Annotated in this window: 12 protein-coding genes; 10 read left to right on the plus strand and 2 right to left on the minus strand. The window is 42.4% G+C overall.

What is annotated here, in order from left to right; translation table 11 throughout:
• Positions 1-37 precede the first annotated feature (37 nt).
• The 9 genes from ACNOGP_RS10690 (at position 38) to ACNOGP_RS10730 (ending at position 12,410) form a co-directional block, all read left to right on the plus strand.
• A complete protein-coding gene (locus ACNOGP_RS10690) occupies positions 38-1,387 on the plus strand; it encodes an NAD(P)/FAD-dependent oxidoreductase (protein WP_186968088.1) in 1,350 nt (449 codons plus the stop codon).
• A gap of 128 nt (positions 1,388-1,515) precedes the next feature.
• Positions 1,516-4,125, plus strand: coding sequence for an ATP-binding protein (locus ACNOGP_RS10695; RefSeq protein WP_186968089.1), 2,610 nt, complete (start codon positions 1,516-1,518; stop codon positions 4,123-4,125).
• Positions 4,126-4,242: 117 nt separating this feature from the next.
• Positions 4,243-6,795 carry a DUF5686 family protein gene (locus ACNOGP_RS10700; protein WP_418212856.1) on the plus strand — a complete coding sequence of 851 codons (2,553 nt, stop codon included), beginning with the start codon at positions 4,243-4,245 and terminating at the stop codon, positions 6,793-6,795.
• Between the two features lie 108 nt (positions 6,796-6,903).
• The gene (locus ACNOGP_RS10705) at positions 6,904-8,193 is read left to right on the plus strand and encodes an inositol-3-phosphate synthase (RefSeq protein WP_007765839.1); all 1,290 of its coding nucleotides are present in this window, start codon (positions 6,904-6,906) and stop codon (positions 8,191-8,193) included.
• An 18-nt stretch (positions 8,194-8,211) separates the two neighbouring features.
• On the plus strand, positions 8,212-8,931 hold the full coding sequence (locus ACNOGP_RS10710) for a nucleotidyltransferase family protein (RefSeq protein ID WP_418212857.1): 720 nt from the start codon (positions 8,212-8,214) through the stop codon (positions 8,929-8,931).
• Entirely contained in the window at positions 8,928-9,800 is an 873-nt protein-coding gene (locus ACNOGP_RS10715) for a hypothetical protein (protein ID WP_418212858.1), read from the plus strand. The genes ACNOGP_RS10710 and ACNOGP_RS10715 overlap by 4 nt, the downstream gene beginning before the upstream one ends.
• The gene (locus ACNOGP_RS10720) at positions 9,797-10,702 is read left to right on the plus strand and encodes a CDP-alcohol phosphatidyltransferase family protein (protein WP_287669457.1); all 906 of its coding nucleotides are present in this window, start codon (positions 9,797-9,799) and stop codon (positions 10,700-10,702) included. The genes ACNOGP_RS10715 and ACNOGP_RS10720 overlap by 4 nt, the downstream gene beginning before the upstream one ends.
• A gap of 5 nt (positions 10,703-10,707) precedes the next feature.
• Positions 10,708-11,697 (plus strand): lysylphosphatidylglycerol synthase transmembrane domain-containing protein, encoded by a 990-nt coding sequence (locus ACNOGP_RS10725; RefSeq protein ID WP_418211846.1) that lies wholly within the window; start codon positions 10,708-10,710, stop codon positions 11,695-11,697.
• Positions 11,694-12,410 (plus strand): HAD family hydrolase, encoded by a 717-nt coding sequence (locus tag ACNOGP_RS10730; RefSeq protein ID WP_186968092.1) that lies wholly within the window; start codon positions 11,694-11,696, stop codon positions 12,408-12,410. The genes ACNOGP_RS10725 and ACNOGP_RS10730 overlap by 4 nt, the downstream gene beginning before the upstream one ends.
• Positions 12,411-12,462: 52 nt before the next feature.
• On the opposite strand, the gene ACNOGP_RS10735 is transcribed toward ACNOGP_RS10730, so the two are convergent.
• A complete protein-coding gene (locus tag ACNOGP_RS10735) occupies positions 12,463-14,037 on the minus strand; it encodes an Rne/Rng family ribonuclease (protein ID WP_007749668.1) in 1,575 nt (524 codons plus the stop codon).
• Positions 14,038-14,320: 283 nt separating this feature from the next.
• Positions 14,321-14,596: an HU family DNA-binding protein gene (locus ACNOGP_RS10740; RefSeq protein ID WP_004300646.1), complete on the minus strand. Its 276-nt coding sequence runs from the start codon at positions 14,594-14,596 to the stop codon at positions 14,321-14,323.
• Between the two features lie 171 nt (positions 14,597-14,767).
• Between ACNOGP_RS10740 and mutY the strand changes: the two genes are divergently transcribed.
• A complete protein-coding gene (gene mutY, locus ACNOGP_RS10745; protein WP_186968093.1) occupies positions 14,768-15,829 on the plus strand; it encodes an A/G-specific adenine glycosylase in 1,062 nt (353 codons plus the stop codon).
• Positions 15,830-15,892: the final 63 nt, after the last annotated feature.

Consider the following 15,892-nt stretch of genomic DNA (forward strand, 5'->3'; position numbering starts at 1 on the left):
TTCATCTGTTATTATTTGGATAAAACATGATTGGAATATGAGTCTTAACATAGCAAAAAATAATAAGAAACGGGTCGTCATAGTGGGCGGCGGTTTCGGTGGTCTGAAGTTGGCAAACAAGTTGAAAAAGTCAGGCTTTCAAGTCGTGTTGATAGATAAGAACAACTATCACCAGTTTCCTCCTTTAATTTATCAGGTAGCTTCGGCGGGTATGGAACCGACTTCCATCTCCTTTCCTTTCCGCAAAATTTTTCAGCACCGGAAAGATTTCTACTTCCGTATGGCGGAGGTGCGTGCCATTTTTCCCGAAAAGAACATGATACAGACTTCCATCGGGAAAGCCGAATATGATTATTTGGTTTTGGCGGCGGGTACGACCACCAATTTCTTTGGCAATAAACACATTGAAGAGGAAGCAATGCCGATGAAAAACGTGTCGGAGGCAATGGGGTTGAGAAATGCTCTTTTGGCTAATTTGGAGCGGGCTCTCACTTGTTCTACCAAGCAGGAACAACAGGAATTATTGAACATTGTCATCGTTGGAGGCGGAGCGACGGGAATAGAAGTGGCCGGAATACTTTCAGAGATGAAGAGGTTCGTATTGCCGAATGACTATCCGGATATGCCTAGCAGCCTGATGCACATATATTTGATAGAAGCGGGACCGAGATTACTTGCCGGGATGTCGGAGGATTCGTCATTGCACGCGGAAAAATTTCTTCGTGAGATGGGAGTGAATATTTTGCTGAATAAGCGAGTGATAGACTATCGCGACCATAAAGTTATACTCGAGGATGGAACAGAAATCGCTACACGTACTTTTATTTGGGTAAGTGGTGTTACCGGAGTAACTATCGGTAACATGAACCCATCGTTGATAGGTCGTGGCGGACGTATTAAAGTAGATCAATTTAACCGTGTAGAAGGAATGGATAATGTATTCGCTATCGGTGATCAATGTATTCAATCTACTGATGAAAGTTATCCGAACGGGCACCCGCAATTGGCACAAGTCGCTATCCAGCAAGGTGAACTGTTGGCAAAGAACCTGATACGTCTTGAAAAAGGACAGGAGATGAAACCTTTCCATTATCGTAATCTGGGCTCTATGGCGACAGTAGGACGTAACCGTGCTGTTGCGGAATTTAGTAAAGTGAAGATGCAAGGCTGGTTGGCTTGGGTTATGTGGTTGGTAGTCCATCTGCGTTCCATTCTTGGAGTGCGTAACAAGGTGGTCGTGCTTCTTAACTGGATATGGAATTATTTCACTTATGATCAATCTATGCGTATGATTGTCTATGCGCGAAAAGCAAAAGAAATTCGTGATCGGGAAAAGGTGGAGGCAACTACTCATTTAGGGCAGGATTTGCTGTCGGAAGATCAGTAGCCTTTCCATCATACATAACCGGATACAGCTTTGTGGAAGGAATAAAAATATAGGGCTATTTGCATTGTTTTCAATATAATAACTTATCTTTGTGCACATAATATTGAAAACAACGCTGGCTTTTGCTTATGAATCGACGATATTGCTGTTTGTTTGTAGTTATCTTTTGGGCTGTTCTTATTCAGGCGGCAGCTACGGAACGTACATTCAATATACTTTTCTTACAATCTTATACAGCGCAGACTCCTTGGCATAGCAGCCTGAACCAAGGATTGGCAAAAGGATTCAGAGAGAGTGGGATAAAGGTGAATATTACAACAGAATATCTGGATGCCGATTTTTGGACATTCCGGTCGGAGAAGGTAATCATGCGCCGCTTTTGTGAACGTGCCCGTGAAAGGAAGACCGATTTGATTGTTACGGCAAGTGATGAGGCCTTTTACACGCTTTTTGCCTGTGGAGATTCGTTGCCTCTACAGATTCCGGTAGTGTTTTTCGACATTAAATATCCTGATGAAAAATTGATTGCTGCCCATCCTAATGTTTGCGGGTTTATTGCCAATCCTGACTTTGATGTGATTCTCCGTCAGGCTCAGAAAATATTTCCTTTACGGAAAGAAGTGCTTTGTGTGATAGACAATAGTTTTCTGAGTGCAAGAGGGCTTAATGACTTTCAAGAGGAGTGGGACATTTTTCAGAAAGATCATCCGGATTATGATATGAAAATCTATAATACCCAGAATCATACGACCAGTCATATTATTGCAGCTATTTGTTATCCGCGTAACAGTCATGGGCGTCTTGTCATAGCTCCTAAATGGTCTCCTTTTCTCTCATTTGTTGGGAAGAACTCTAAGGCTCCTGTGTTTGCAAGCCAGAATGTGGGGCTGACTAATGGTGTATTCTGTGCCTATGACAGTGATGCTTATACTTCGGCATTATTGGCTGGGCAAAAGGCTTCTCAAGTATTGAAGGGGATATCTCCACAAGAAATAGGAGTAACGGAAAGCAAGCAGGGATTTATATATGATTATAAGCAATTGGATTTCTTCTACGTTGATCCTGATAAGGTAGCCTCAAGTGGAATAATTGTCAATGAGCCTTATTGGGAGAAGTATAAATTCCTATTTATTCTTCTTTATCCGTCTATTTTGGCGTTGTTGGTTGTTTCCGTCGTATGGCTGATGAGGGTTAACCGGCGCGAGTCTAAACGGCGGATTCAAGCACAAACCCGTTTATTGGTGCAGAATAAGTTGGTAGAACAGCGTAATGAGTTTGATAATATTTTCCATTCTATCCGCGATGGGGTGATAACGTATGATACTGATTTGCATATTCATTTTACGAATAGTTCTCTGCTGAAAATGCTTCATCTGCCTAGTGAGGCGGGAGGACGTGTCTATGAAGGGAGGATGGCAGGCAGTATTTTCAATATATATAATGAGGGGCAGGATATTCTTCATAAGATGTTGAAACAAGTGGCCGGCACAGGGGAGAGCGTGCAGATACCTCAGGGTTCTTTTATGAAAGAGGTGCATAGCGATAAGTATTTCCCGGTGTCTGGAGAAATTGTACCTATCCGTTCAAGGGGTATGATTACTGGTATGGCGTTTTCCGCCCGGAATATCTCGGATGAAGAAATGCAAAAACGTTTTTTTGATATGGCGATGGATGAAAGTTCCATTTATCCGTGGCAATTCGATGTGGAAACAAATTGTTTTATCTTTCCTCAGGGCTTTTTGACACGTCTGGGATATGAAGAATCGGTTACGATAATCTCACGTGAGGATATGGAGCGGACGGTTCATCCGGACGATTTGAAGGAAGTGAAACTGTTATTTGACAGGGCGCTGACCGGAGAAGATACGAATACGCGCCTGAACTTCCGTCAACGTAACGCCGATGGTGAATACGAGTGGTGGGAATACCGTTCTTCCGTTATCACAGGATTGACGCAAGACTCGCTGTATAATATATTAGGTGTCTGTCAAAGTATTCAGCGATATAAGACGGCCGAACAGGAAATGAGGGAAGCGCGTGATAAAGCTCTTCAGACTGATAAACTGAAATCAGCCTTCCTTGCCAATATGAGCCATGAGATTCGTACTCCATTGAATGCTATTGTTGGTTTCTCCGATTTGCTGAGTGATACAAGTGGGTTTACAACAGAAGAAGTTGCTCAGTTTATTGCGACTATTAATAAAAATTGTGGTTTGCTGTTGGCATTGATTAATGATATTCTTGACTTGTCCCGTATAGAGTCAGGTACGATGGAATTTATCTTTGCGGAACATAACTTACCTCTGCTGTTGAAGACTGTTCACGATTCGCAGCGGTTGAATATGCCTCCGGGAGTGGAACTGCTGCTACGTATGCCCGAAGGGGATAAAAAGTACCTTCAGACAGATAACGTACGCCTGCAACAGGTAGTGAATAATCTGATTAATAATGCGGCTAAGTTTACATTCAGCGGTTCTATCACTTTCGGTTATGAAGAAGAGGAAGAGCCTGGATATACCCGTATCTTTGTAGAAGATACCGGAGTCGGCATTTCGGAAGAAGGTATCCGGCATATCTTTGAACGGTTCTATAAAGTTGATAATTTCACACAAGGGGCAGGATTGGGATTGAGTATCTGTCAAACAATTGTCGAGCGTTTAAAAGGGACTATCTCTGTAACTTCCGAAGTGGGTAAGGGAACCCGTTTCACTGTGCGCCTTCCCGATTATTGCGAATAAATCGGACTGTTCTTTTTTGATTGTGTCAAATAAGAACACTTCTTCCGTCAAACAGACCTTTTTTTGTCCTTAAATACCCGTACCTTTGCCCCGCTCAATTCAATAGGATTTTAAGGTATGAGACTAATCGTAAAAGGTACACTGACGCTCTTTCTTTTATTGTTAATCAGTATTCCTCTAAGCGCACAGTATGTAGTGCAAGGAGTGGTGACTGATTCTCTGACAAAAGAATCTCTACCTTATGCATCTGTACGTCTGAAAGACACGACTGAGGGAACTACGACCGGTAGTGACGGACGCTTTTATTTCAAGACCAACCGTTCCGAAGCAATTCTTGTGATATCGGTCATCGGCTATAACGAAAATAGTCGGAGGATTTATCCAGCCCGTAATTTATCCTACAAAGTAGCGCTTGCGCCTACTGCTTATGACCTTTCTGAAGTTGTGGTAAAGCCCAAACGGGAGCGTTACCGGAAAAAAGATAATCCGGCAGTGGAATTTGTTCGTCGGATGATTGAGAGTCGTGATAATCATTCTCCAAATGAAAAAGATTTTTGGCAACGCGAACGTTATGAGAAGACTACTTTCGCGCTGAATAATTTTGATGAAGAGAAGCAAAAGAAGTGGTTATATCGTAAATTTGATTTTCTTACCGAGTATATAGATACTTCTGCCGTCACCGGTAAACCTATTCTTACCGTATCAGCCCGAGAGTTGCTTGCTACGGACTATTATCGGAAATCTCCCCGCTCCGAGAAACAATGGGTGAAAGGACGCAAACAGGCGGGTGTTGATGAGTTCCTTTCCAAACAAGGGATGCAGGCTGCTATCAACGAAGTTTTCAAGGATGTGGATATTTACGAAAATAACATTTCCCTGTTTACCAATAAGTTTGTCAGTCCACTGTCCCGCATCGGTACGGGATTCTATAAGTATTATCTGATGGATACATTGCAGATAGCCGGTGAACCTTGTGTAGATCTGGCTTTCACCCCATTTAACTCCGAGTCTTTCGGGTTCAACGGACATCTGTATGTAGTGCTCGACTCTACTTATTTTGTCAAACGTGCCGTGTTTAACTTTCCCAAAAAGATAAACCTGAATTTTGTAGACTATATGTTGCTCGAACAGGAATTCAAACGTGCCGAAGACGGTACGCGCCTGCTCGATCATGAAAGCATTACGGTTGAATTTAAGTTGACCGAAGGACAGGATGGGATCTTTGCCCGTCGTGTGGCGGATTATAGCAATTATACATTTGCACCGACTGCAGAAGCCGACAAGGCTTTCACCAAGCCGGAACGTATCATTGAAGAAACGGAGGCTTTGGCGCGTTCCGAATCTTTTTGGGCGGAGAATCGCCCGGAAGCCGCTATCTCGCAACAAGAAAATTCGGTAGATCACTTGATGGCACAGTTGCGCAGTTATCCGGTCTATTATTGGACAGAGAAGGTGCTTTCTATCCTCTTTACCGGATATATCCCGACCTCTAAGGAAGCACCTCTTTTCTATATTGGTCCGATGAACGCCACTATTAGCGGTAATACACTCGAAGGTCCCCGTATTCGTGCCGGAGGGATGACAACTGCCTGGCTCAATCCTCATCTGTTTGCAAAAGGGTACATTGCGTACGGTTTTAAGGATGAACGTGTGAAAGGATTGGCGGAACTGGAATATTCGTTCAAAAAGAAAAAAGAATATGCTAACGAATTTCCTATTCACTCTTTGAAGTTACGTTACGAGTCTGATGTCAACCAATACGGGCAAAACTACCTGTATACGAGTAAAGATAATGTGTTTCTGGCTTTGAAACGTGAAAAGGATGACCGTATCGGTTATTTCAAACAGGCGGAAATGACCTATACCAATGAATTCTATTCGGGCTTTTCTTTCCAATTGACAGCCCGCAGGCGGACGGATGAGTCTTCGTATCTGATTCCTTTCCTGCGAAAAGAGGGCGATGTTTATACTCCGGTCAAGGATTTTTCTACCAGTGCGGCAGAGTTGAAGTTGCGTTATGCTCCTAATGAGAAGTTTTTCCAAACTCAATGGAACCGTTTCCCCGTTTCGTTGGATGCACCTGTCTTTACCTTGTCGCATACTATTGCCGGTAAGGGTATTTTAGGTAGCGATTATACATATAACCATACTGAGGCCGGTATCCAGAAGCGGTTCTGGTTTTCTGCTTTCGGCTATACGGATATTATTCTGAAAGCGGGTAAAGTGTGGGACAAAGTTCCTTTCCCCTTGTTAATCATGCCCAATGCCAACCTTTCTTATACCATTCAGCCCGAATCTTATTCATTGATGAATGCGATGGAATTTATGAATGACGAATATTTCTCATGGGATGTTACCTATTTCCTCAACGGGTGGTTATTCAATCGTATTCCATTGTTAAAGAAGCTAAAATGGAGGGAGGTTGTCTCATGTCGCGGGTTGTATGGGCATTTAAGTGATAAGAACAATCCGGTCTTGAGTGATGGTTTGTTCGCTTTTCCGATAGCGAACACACAGTCAATGGGGAAAACACCATACGTGGAGGCGGGGATAGGTATTGAAAATATTCTCAAGGTATTACGCTTGGACTATGTGTGGAGGCTTACATACCGTGATGCACCCGGAATTGACAAATCAGGCTTGAGGATAAGTCTCCACATGACCTTTTAAAAGTTAAATCCTGCTAATTGCCATATTTATATGACAAATAAAGCTCGTTTTAGTAATTAATTAATCTTATTTTTGCAACAATTTTAGTTTAATTTTAATAGAATAGAAATGAAACAAGAAATTAAGCCCGCTACCGGACGTCTCGGCGTGTTGGTAGTTGGAGTGGGTGGAGCAGTTGCTACCACAATGATTACGGGTACACTAGCCTCTCGCAAGGGACTGGCAAAACCGATAGGATCTATTTCACAGTTGGCTACTATGCGCATGGAAAACAATGAGGAAAAACTTATCAAAGATGTTGTACCTTTGACAGATTTGAATGACATTGTTTTCGGAGGTTGGGATATTTTCCCGGATAACGCATACGAGGCTGCAATGTATGCAGAAGTCTTGAAAGAAAAAGACTTGAACGGAGTAAAAGACGAATTGGAAGCCATCAAGCCAATGCCGGCCGCTTTCGATCACAATTTTGCTAAACGTCTGAATGGTACTTATATCAAGAATGCTGCTACCCGTTGGGACATGGTAGAACAACTCCGTCAGGATATCCGTGACTTTAAGGCTGCTAACAACTGCGACCGCATTGTTGTTCTTTGGGCTGCCAGCACAGAAATCTACGTTCCGTTGTCTGACGAACATCAGTCACTCGCTGCTTTGGAAAAAGCAATGAAGGAGAATAATACGGAAGTTATTTCTCCGAGTATGTGTTACGCTTATGCTGCTATTGCAGAAGGTGCTCCGTTTATTATGGGTGCTCCTAACTTGTGCGTAGATACTCCGGCTATGTGGGAATTCTCTAAGAAGATGAATGTGCCTATCTCAGGAAAGGACTTCAAGAGTGGTCAGACTTTGATGAAGACTGTATTGGCTCCGATGTTCAAGACTCGTATGTTGGGTGTGAGCGGTTGGTTCTCTACCAATATATTGGGTAATCGTGACGGTGAAGTGCTTGATCAGCCGGAAAACTTCAAAACAAAAGAAGTCAGCAAGCTGTCTGTAATCGATACTATCTTCGAACCTGAAAAATTCCCCGATCTTTACGGAGATGTTTATCATAAGGTACGTATCAACTACTATCCTCCTCGCAAAGACAACAAAGAAGCATGGGACAACATTGACATCTTTGGATGGATGGGCTATCCGATGGAAATCAAGGTGAACTTCCTTTGCCGCGACTCTATCCTTGCTGCTCCTATCGCGCTCGACCTTGTATTGTTCAGTGATTTGGCAATGCGTGCAGGTATGTGTGGCATCCAGACTTGGTTGTCATTCTTTTGCAAGAGCCCGATGCATGATTTTGAACACCAACCGGAACACGACTTGTTCACTCAATGGAGAATGGTAAAACAGACATTGCGTAACATGATTGGTGAAAAAGAACCTGATTATTTGGCTTAAATAGGAAGATATAATAGAATGAAATATGCGTTAATAGCCGCAGGGCAAGGTTCTCGCCTTGTTTCTGAAGGGGTGAAGGTTCCTAAACCGCTTGTACAAGTGGGGGGAACTACTCTATTAAGCCGATTATTTCGCATTTTCCTTGATAATGATGCAGAGTCTATCTGCATCATTATTAATGAAGAAATGTCCGAGGTTCGTTGTTTTTTGGAACAACAACAGCGACAACTACCCATACCTCTGAATGTGATTGTAAAATCCACTCCCGATTCTTTCCATAGTTTTTATGAACTTATGCCTTATCTGCAAGGCGAAGGAAAATTCTGTCTGACAACGGTAGACCCGATCTTTCGTGAAGCAGAGTTTGCTGATTATATTCGTACTTTTCGTGCTGATGAATCTGCTGATGCTTTGATGGCTGTCACGGATTATATTGACGACGAACGTCCTCTTTATGTCAAGACAGCGGATGATTTGCGGATTACGGGATATGCCAGTGAGGCTTATGACGGTTTGCGTTATATATCGGGAGGAATTTATTGTATGAATCAGCGTGCTTTGGCACAGTTGCCTTTAGCGATGGAGGCAGGCGTTTCCCGTATGCGCGGTTTCCAGCAATATCTGGTTGATGCCGGTTTGCAGTTGCGGGCTTACCCATTCTCAAAAGTAATAGACATAGATCATGCGGCGGATGTGAAGAAAGCCGAACTTTTTTTAGATGAACAACTGATTAAATGAGATCCTTGATTTTTGCGGGAATACAGCGATATTCTCTTTTTTCACCCAATCATGTCGGCAATGATGCCGCCATCTTTTCGGCTGTTGCCCAGTATTTGAAAGAAAATGGTCATCAGGTGAATATGTATACGGAACAGGAATTCCTGACTAATTCGTTGAAAGGCGAGAAGTATATATTTACCATGATGCGTAGTAAGGCTTCTGTGCGGAAGTTGCAGAAGCTGGAAGAAAAAGAGGATTGCTTTGCGATCAATTCCGGACATGGTATCGAGAATTGTACACGTGAGCGAATGACTACTCTGCTGCTTGAAAATCAGATTTCTCACCCTCGAAGTTTGATATGGGATACGAATGATGGTGTCCCCGAAACATTGATAAAACCTGTATTTGAGCCTTGTTGGTTGAAACGTGCGGACTTTCATGCCATTCATCGTGAAGATGTAACGTTTGTACGTACTTCTGCCGAATTGCAGGAGGTCATTGCGGAATATGCCTTACGTGGTATTGAGCGTGTGGTGATTAATGAGCATTTGAAAGGTGATTTGGTTAAATTCTATGGAGTAGCCGGTACTGATTTCTTCTATTGGTTTTATCCGCAGGAGGGTAATCATAGCAAATTTGGCCTTGAAGAGATTAATGGTGCTCCGTCCGGCATTCCTTTCTCGGAAGAGGGGTTGCACCAACTTTGCAGTGATGCGGCGAAAGTGCTGGATGTGACGGTATATGGTGGCGACTGTATCGTAGCATCGGATGGAACGATTCGTATCATTGATTTTAATGATTGGCCTAGTTTTGCTCCTTGTCGTCAGGAAGCGGCGAAGGCGATTGGTGGAATTATCATAAGAAAAGTAGAGAACGTAGGATTATGAATAATGAAGTAAGTGCAAAGGGGCTGGAGGCAACCTTGAAGTCTGCTGATACGGAAGAATGGATCGACTTGTTGTTCTACCGTCCTATCGGTTATCGTTGGGCTCTTCTGTTTCGTCATTTGGGAGTTACTCCTAACGCTATCACCATAGCTTCTATTTTTCTGGGGATAGCTGCCGGTATATTGTTTTATTATAATGATCTGCTGATAAATATAATAGGTATGTGTTTGCTCGTTTGGGCGAATATGTATGACAGTGCTGACGGACAGTTAGCACGTATGACTGGGCAAAAGTCTGAAATTGGTCGTATTCTGGATGGAGTATCCGGTGATTTTTGGTTTATTTCTATTTATGTAGCTATCTGTTTACGGCTGACACCGGAATGGGGGTATTGGATTTGGCTATTGGCTGCGGTAGCAGGATTTTCGCATAGTAAGCAGGCGGCTATGGCGGATTATTACCGGAATGTGCATCTTTTCTTCTTGAAAGGGAAATCCGGCAGTGAGTTGGATAATTCCGTACAACAACGCGAGTTGTATCTTTCGTTGTCATGGAAGAAAGACTTGGTGCGGAAAACATTCCTTTGGTTTTATACGGGTTATACGCATTCGCAGGAACAATTCTCTCCGGCTTTCCAGCGTTTTTTTGCGGCGTTACGTGAGAAATATGGCGAAGTATATCCGCAAGAGGTTAGAAACCGTTTTCGTGAAGGTAGTCTTCCACTAATGAAATACACCAATATTCTTTCATTCAATACACGTGTTATTGTGTTGTTTATTTCGTTATTGGTCAATCTGCCTTGGATTTATTTTGTCTTTGAACTGACCGTACTTAACGGATTACTGATATATATGATATGTCAGCACGAGCGGTTGTGCAGACAAATGTACCAAAACTTATAATATTTATGAAGAGTCGTTTTAGAAACATTTTCCTTGTGTTTGGCATTGTAGCTGTTGTTATCATGCTTTTCACTTTTGATGTATCTTATGAGGAGTTGTTAAACAATCTGAAGCGTGCGGGGATTTACTTGCCGTTGGTGTTGTTGCTGTGGCTGGTTATCTATGCCATTAACGCTCTTTCCTGGTATATTATTGTGCGTAGCGGGGGAAAAGTATCTTCATTGACTTTCTCTAAGTTATATAAATTTACGGTCTCCGGATTCGCAATCAACTATGTTACTCCGGTGGGACTGATGGGAGGGGAGCCTTACCGTATCATGGAACTTACTCCCTACGTAGGAGTGGAACGTGCTACTTCGTCGGTCATCCTTTATGTGATGATGCACATTTTCTCGCATTTCTGTTTATGGTTGAGCGCTGTCGTAATTTATGCGGTGTTCTATCCCGTCAGTTGGGAAATGGGGATTGTACTGGGACTGGTAACGGTTTTCTGTTTGTTGTTGAGTATTCTGTTTGTGAAGGGATACCGTCATGGGATGGCAGTGGCTTGTGTCCATTTGGGAAGTAAAATACCGTTTCTGAAGAAATGGGTTATCCGTTTCTCGGAGACTCATAAGGCGAAACTGGAAAATATAGATAGCCAGATTGCCTTGTTGCATCGTCAAAAGAAAAGTACATTTTATAGTGCATTGTTTTTGGAATATCTCGCACGTATTGTTAGTTGTATGGAAGTATGGCTTATATTGAATGTGCTTACTACTAATGTCAGTTTTGTGAGTTGTGTTTTGATTTTGGCATTCTCTTCCTTACTGGCCAATTTATTGTTTTTCTTGCCTATGCAGTTAGGAGGCCGTGAAGGCGGATTTGCTTTGGCGGTAGGTGGCTTGTCCCTGTCGGGAGCCTATGGCGTATATACAGCACTGATCACCCGTGTTCGCGAATTATTCTGGATTGTGATAGGTCTTGCATTAATGAAGATAGGAAATAAAAAATGATAGATAAAGATAAGATAAAAGCGGTTGCTTTTGATTTTGGCGGAACGCTTGACTCGCCTTTTTTGCATTGGATGGATATTTACATTCATCTTTATACGACGAAGTTGAATCTTCCTTTGACAAAAGAAAATTTTCGAGATTCGTATGTATATGCGGAGCGGATGATGGAGCAATTACAATTGGTAAAGCCCGGACATTCCCTGCTTGAGACGCAGGCATTTAAGACCGACTTACAGTTTAAAAGTCTGATAGAACGTGGTGTTTTGCCGGATACACCGGAGAATAGGAAGAGTTTGCCTTTAAAAGCAGCCCGCCTTGTGACGGATTATTCATCGGATTATGTGGTCGCATCCCGTACTGTACTTGATGAGTTACATCGCTCATACACCCTGTTGCTTGTTTCCAATTATTATGGAAATCTTAAGAAGATTGTAACGGATTTGGGAATTGTATCTTATTTTCACTCTATTACAGATTCGACGCTTGAAGGTGTCCGTAAGCCTGATCCTTCCTTGTGGAAACGGGCAATTGACCGTGCCGGATTTGCCTATGAAGAAGTGCTGGTTGTCGGTGACTCGATGAAAAATGACATCCAACCGGGATTGTCTCTTGGTTGTCAGGTTGTTCAAGGTTGTCCGGAAGGTAAAACAGGAGAAGCCGGTATACCTTTTATTACCCGTTTATCGGAGCTTCCGGCATTGCTTTCTATATAGTTCCAATAACAGAGAAACGGCGTCTCGTTACAACGAGACGCCGTTTCTCTGTCTATTTGATTTCGATTTCTTCCTTCATATCGATTTCCTCTCCATGTGTATCGTAGAATACATATTGTAGGAAAGCGAGTTTCTGACTTGGAATAACCTTAATACCGAATCCGTATTTCATCTGCCATTTCCGTTTCAGAGAAACGAGTCCCTGATTGATATAGGCGGCAACATACGGATGGACATGTAACGAGAATTTCTTAACCTTCAGTTTGTTGACCAGGTAGTCAATTTTACTCTCCAAAGTGTCCGTAAAGAGAATGGACGATTTGATAGTGCCCTTGCCGAAGCAAGTAGGACAAGTTTCGGTCGTGTTGACGTCCATTGCCGGACGCACACGTTGGCGTGTAATCTGCATCAGCCCGAATTTGCTGAGCGGCAGAATATTATGCCGTGCCCTGTCTTTTTGCATATTGGCACACATACGTTCATAAAGCTTCTGACGGTTTTCGGCTTCATTCATGTCGATAAAGTCGACGACAATGATACCACCCATATCTCTTAATCTCAATTGGCGTGCCAGCTCATCGGCGGCTCCAAGATTTACTTCGAGTGCGTTACCTTCCTGCCCGTTGGCATTCTTGGTGCGGTTGCCGCTGTTCACGTCTACTACGTGAAGCGCCTCAGTGTGCTCAATAATCAGATAGGCACCACTCTTGTAAGAGATTGTTTTACCAAACGATGATTTAATCTGTTTGGTGATACCGAAATTGTCGTAAATGGGAAGTTGGCCTTTGTACAGTTTTACGATATTGGCCCGGTCGGGCGCAATTAATGTTACGTAATCTTTAATTTCATTGTACACGGCCTCGTCGTTGACGTGGATGTTCTCAAAAGAAGGGTTGAAGAGGTCGCGCAACAAACCTACGGCGCGGCTGGTTTCTTCATAAATCAACGTCGGATACTTGGTGGCTTTCTGTACTTTCACCATTGCATCTTCCCAATGTTTGATCAGGACTCTAAGCTCTCCGTCGAGTTCGGCTACGCGTTTTCCTTCTGCTACGGTACGGACGATGACACCGAAGTTTTTCGGCTTGATACTCATCAGCAGTTGTTTCAGACGGGCGCGTTCTTCGCTCGATTTAATTTTTTGTGATACGGAAACCTTGTCATTGAAAGGGATGAGTACGAGATAGCGCCCAGCAAACGAAATTTCGGACGTCAGTCGCGGTCCCTTGGTGGAGATCGGTTCCTTTACGATTTGCACCACTACTTCTTGTCCCACCTTGAGTGTGTTGGATACAGTCCCATCCTTGTCGAGGTCGGGAAGCAGGGTTGCCTTGCTGATGGAGTTCAGCTTCTTTTTGTCGCTTAAAGTCTGCTTTACAAACTTTTCGAGTGAGTTAAATTGAGGACCCAAATCTAAATAATGGAGGAAAGCGTCTTTCTCGTAACCAACGTCCACAAAGCATGCATTCAGTCCGGGCATCAATTTCTTGATACGTCCTAAATACATATTGCCCACAGAAAAGGAAATATTTCTTCCTTCGCTTTGAAGTTCCACTAAGCTCTTATCTTCGAGAAGAGCGATGGAAACCTCTTTAGGCTGTACGTCAACTACTAGTTCACTTGTCACTGTTTTGTTTCCTTATTATTGATTGAATCTCATTTGTATGAACAACTATTTTAACAAATTGTTCATTTTGAGTTAACTACTTAAACAAAGAACAAACTTGAAAGACATTAGCTTCGCAAGTTTGTTCTTTATTTCTGTGTGATCCAGACCTAAAAATTATTTTTTGCTTTTATGTCTGTTCTTTCTTAATCTTTTTTTACGCTTGTGCGTAGACATTTTATGTCTTTTCTTCTTTTTTCCGCTTGGCATAGCTTCACATTTTATGGGTTAATACTCTTGTTTATTATTTCTTTACTGAAATTGTAAATGTCTTAGCCGGTTTGAAAGCCGGAATGTTGTGCTCAGGGATAATGATAGTAGTATTCTTTGAAATATTACGAGCAGTTTTCTGTGCTCTTTTTTTCACTACGAAACTACCAAATCCACGTAAATACACATTTTCATCGTTAGACAAAGAATCTTTTACAGCATCCATGAAGGCTTCTACTGTAGTAAGAACTGTCTGCTTGTCAATCCCAGTTTTCTTTGTAATCTCGTTTACAATATCTGCTTTAGTCATTTTTCCTTAAAAAAAATATTATTACTATGTTATTGCTAATTTTTTGGACTGCAAATATATAGCTTTTTAAGCTCCTAAAAAAATATATTCTACACATTTTTCTAAAAAAATGGTTGCATAGAGGTTTCTTAGAACCAAAAGAGTTACTTTTGTCGGAAAAAAGATATACTGATGTGCCAATATGCTAATATGTTTACGGAAACGATTATAGAATGGTATAAAGAAAATAAACGTGATTTGCCGTGGCGTGATTCTTCTGATCCTTATTTGATATGGATTTCGGAAATTATTCTTCAACAGACGCGTGTAGCTCAAGGATATGATTATTTCCTTCGTTTTATCGGACGCTTTCCCGATGTATCTACATTGGCGGATGCGGAGGAGGACGAGGTGATGAAGTATTGGCAGGGGTTGGGATATTATTCCCGTGCCCGCAATCTTCATGCGGCGGCAAAAAGCATGAATGGTGTTTTCCCGAAAACGTATCCGGAGGTACTGGCTTTGAAAGGAGTAGGGGAATATACGGCGGCTGCCATCTGTTCGTTTGCATATAATATGCCTTATGCGGTGGTGGACGGGAATGTGTATCGTGTACTTTCGCGCTATTTTGGTATTGAAACACCGATTGACTCGACAGCAGGGAAGAAACTGTTTACAGAATTGGCGAACGAGATGTTGGACAAGAAACAGCCTGCCCTGTATAATCAGGGTATTATGGATTTCGGGGCGATTCAATGTACACCGCAGTCACCCGACTGTCTGTTTTGCCCGTTATCTGCCGGCTGTTCGGCTTTATTGAAGGGGCTGGTTACCGTGCTTCCGGTGAAACAGCATAAGACGAAGACAACGAATCGTTACTTCAATTATATCTATGTACGTGCGGGCGCGCATACCTTTATTAATAAACGGACGGATAATGATATCTGGAAGAATCTGTTTGAACTGCCTTTAATAGAGACTTCATCCTCTTTGCCGGAAGAAGAGTTTTTGGCTTTGCCGGAATTTCAGACGTTGTTTGCAGCCGGAGAGCAACCTGTGGTGCGTTCGGTATGCAGAGAGGTAAAACATGTATTGTCGCATCGGGTGATTTATGCTAATTTTTATGAAGTGATATTGCCCGAAGGAACTGCTTCTTTCGGTAAATTCCAAAAAATAAAAGCTGAGGAATTGGAGCGATACGCTGTTTCCCGCTTGGTGCACGCTTTCATTGAGAAGTATATCGGTCTGAAATAAAAGTTATAACAATTCTTGCATTCTATTGTTATTCTGTTTAATTTTGGCAGCAGATTTGAATTT

Source organism: Bacteroides difficilis (genome assembly GCF_048319815.1).
Taxonomy (GTDB): domain Bacteria; phylum Bacteroidota; class Bacteroidia; order Bacteroidales; family Bacteroidaceae; genus Bacteroides; species Bacteroides zhangwenhongii.

Coding starts and splice junctions, on each gene's coding strand:
- ACNOGP_RS10695 (WP_186968089.1), top strand. CDS start 1,516: ATGAATCGACGATATTGCTGTTTGTTTGTAGTTATCTTTTGGGCTGTT.
- ACNOGP_RS10710 (WP_418212857.1), top strand. CDS start 8,212: ATGAAATATGCGTTAATAGCCGCAGGGCAAGGTTCTCGCCTTGTTTCT.
- ACNOGP_RS10720 (WP_287669457.1), top strand. CDS start 9,797: ATGAATAATGAAGTAAGTGCAAAGGGGCTGGAGGCAACCTTGAAGTCT.
- ACNOGP_RS10700 (WP_418212856.1), top strand. CDS start 4,243: ATGAGACTAATCGTAAAAGGTACACTGACGCTCTTTCTTTTATTGTTA.
- ACNOGP_RS10705 (WP_007765839.1), top strand. CDS start 6,904: ATGAAACAAGAAATTAAGCCCGCTACCGGACGTCTCGGCGTGTTGGTA.
- ACNOGP_RS10725 (WP_418211846.1), top strand. CDS start 10,708: ATGAAGAGTCGTTTTAGAAACATTTTCCTTGTGTTTGGCATTGTAGCT.
- ACNOGP_RS10730 (WP_186968092.1), top strand. CDS start 11,694: ATGATAGATAAAGATAAGATAAAAGCGGTTGCTTTTGATTTTGGCGGA.
- ACNOGP_RS10715 (WP_418212858.1), top strand. CDS start 8,928: ATGAGATCCTTGATTTTTGCGGGAATACAGCGATATTCTCTTTTTTCA.
- ACNOGP_RS10690 (WP_186968088.1), top strand. CDS start 38: ATGAGTCTTAACATAGCAAAAAATAATAAGAAACGGGTCGTCATAGTG.
- ACNOGP_RS10740 (WP_004300646.1), bottom strand. CDS start 14,596: ATGACTAAAGCAGATATTGTAAACGAGATTACAAAGAAAACTGGGATT.
- mutY (WP_186968093.1), top strand. CDS start 14,768: ATGTGCCAATATGCTAATATGTTTACGGAAACGATTATAGAATGGTAT.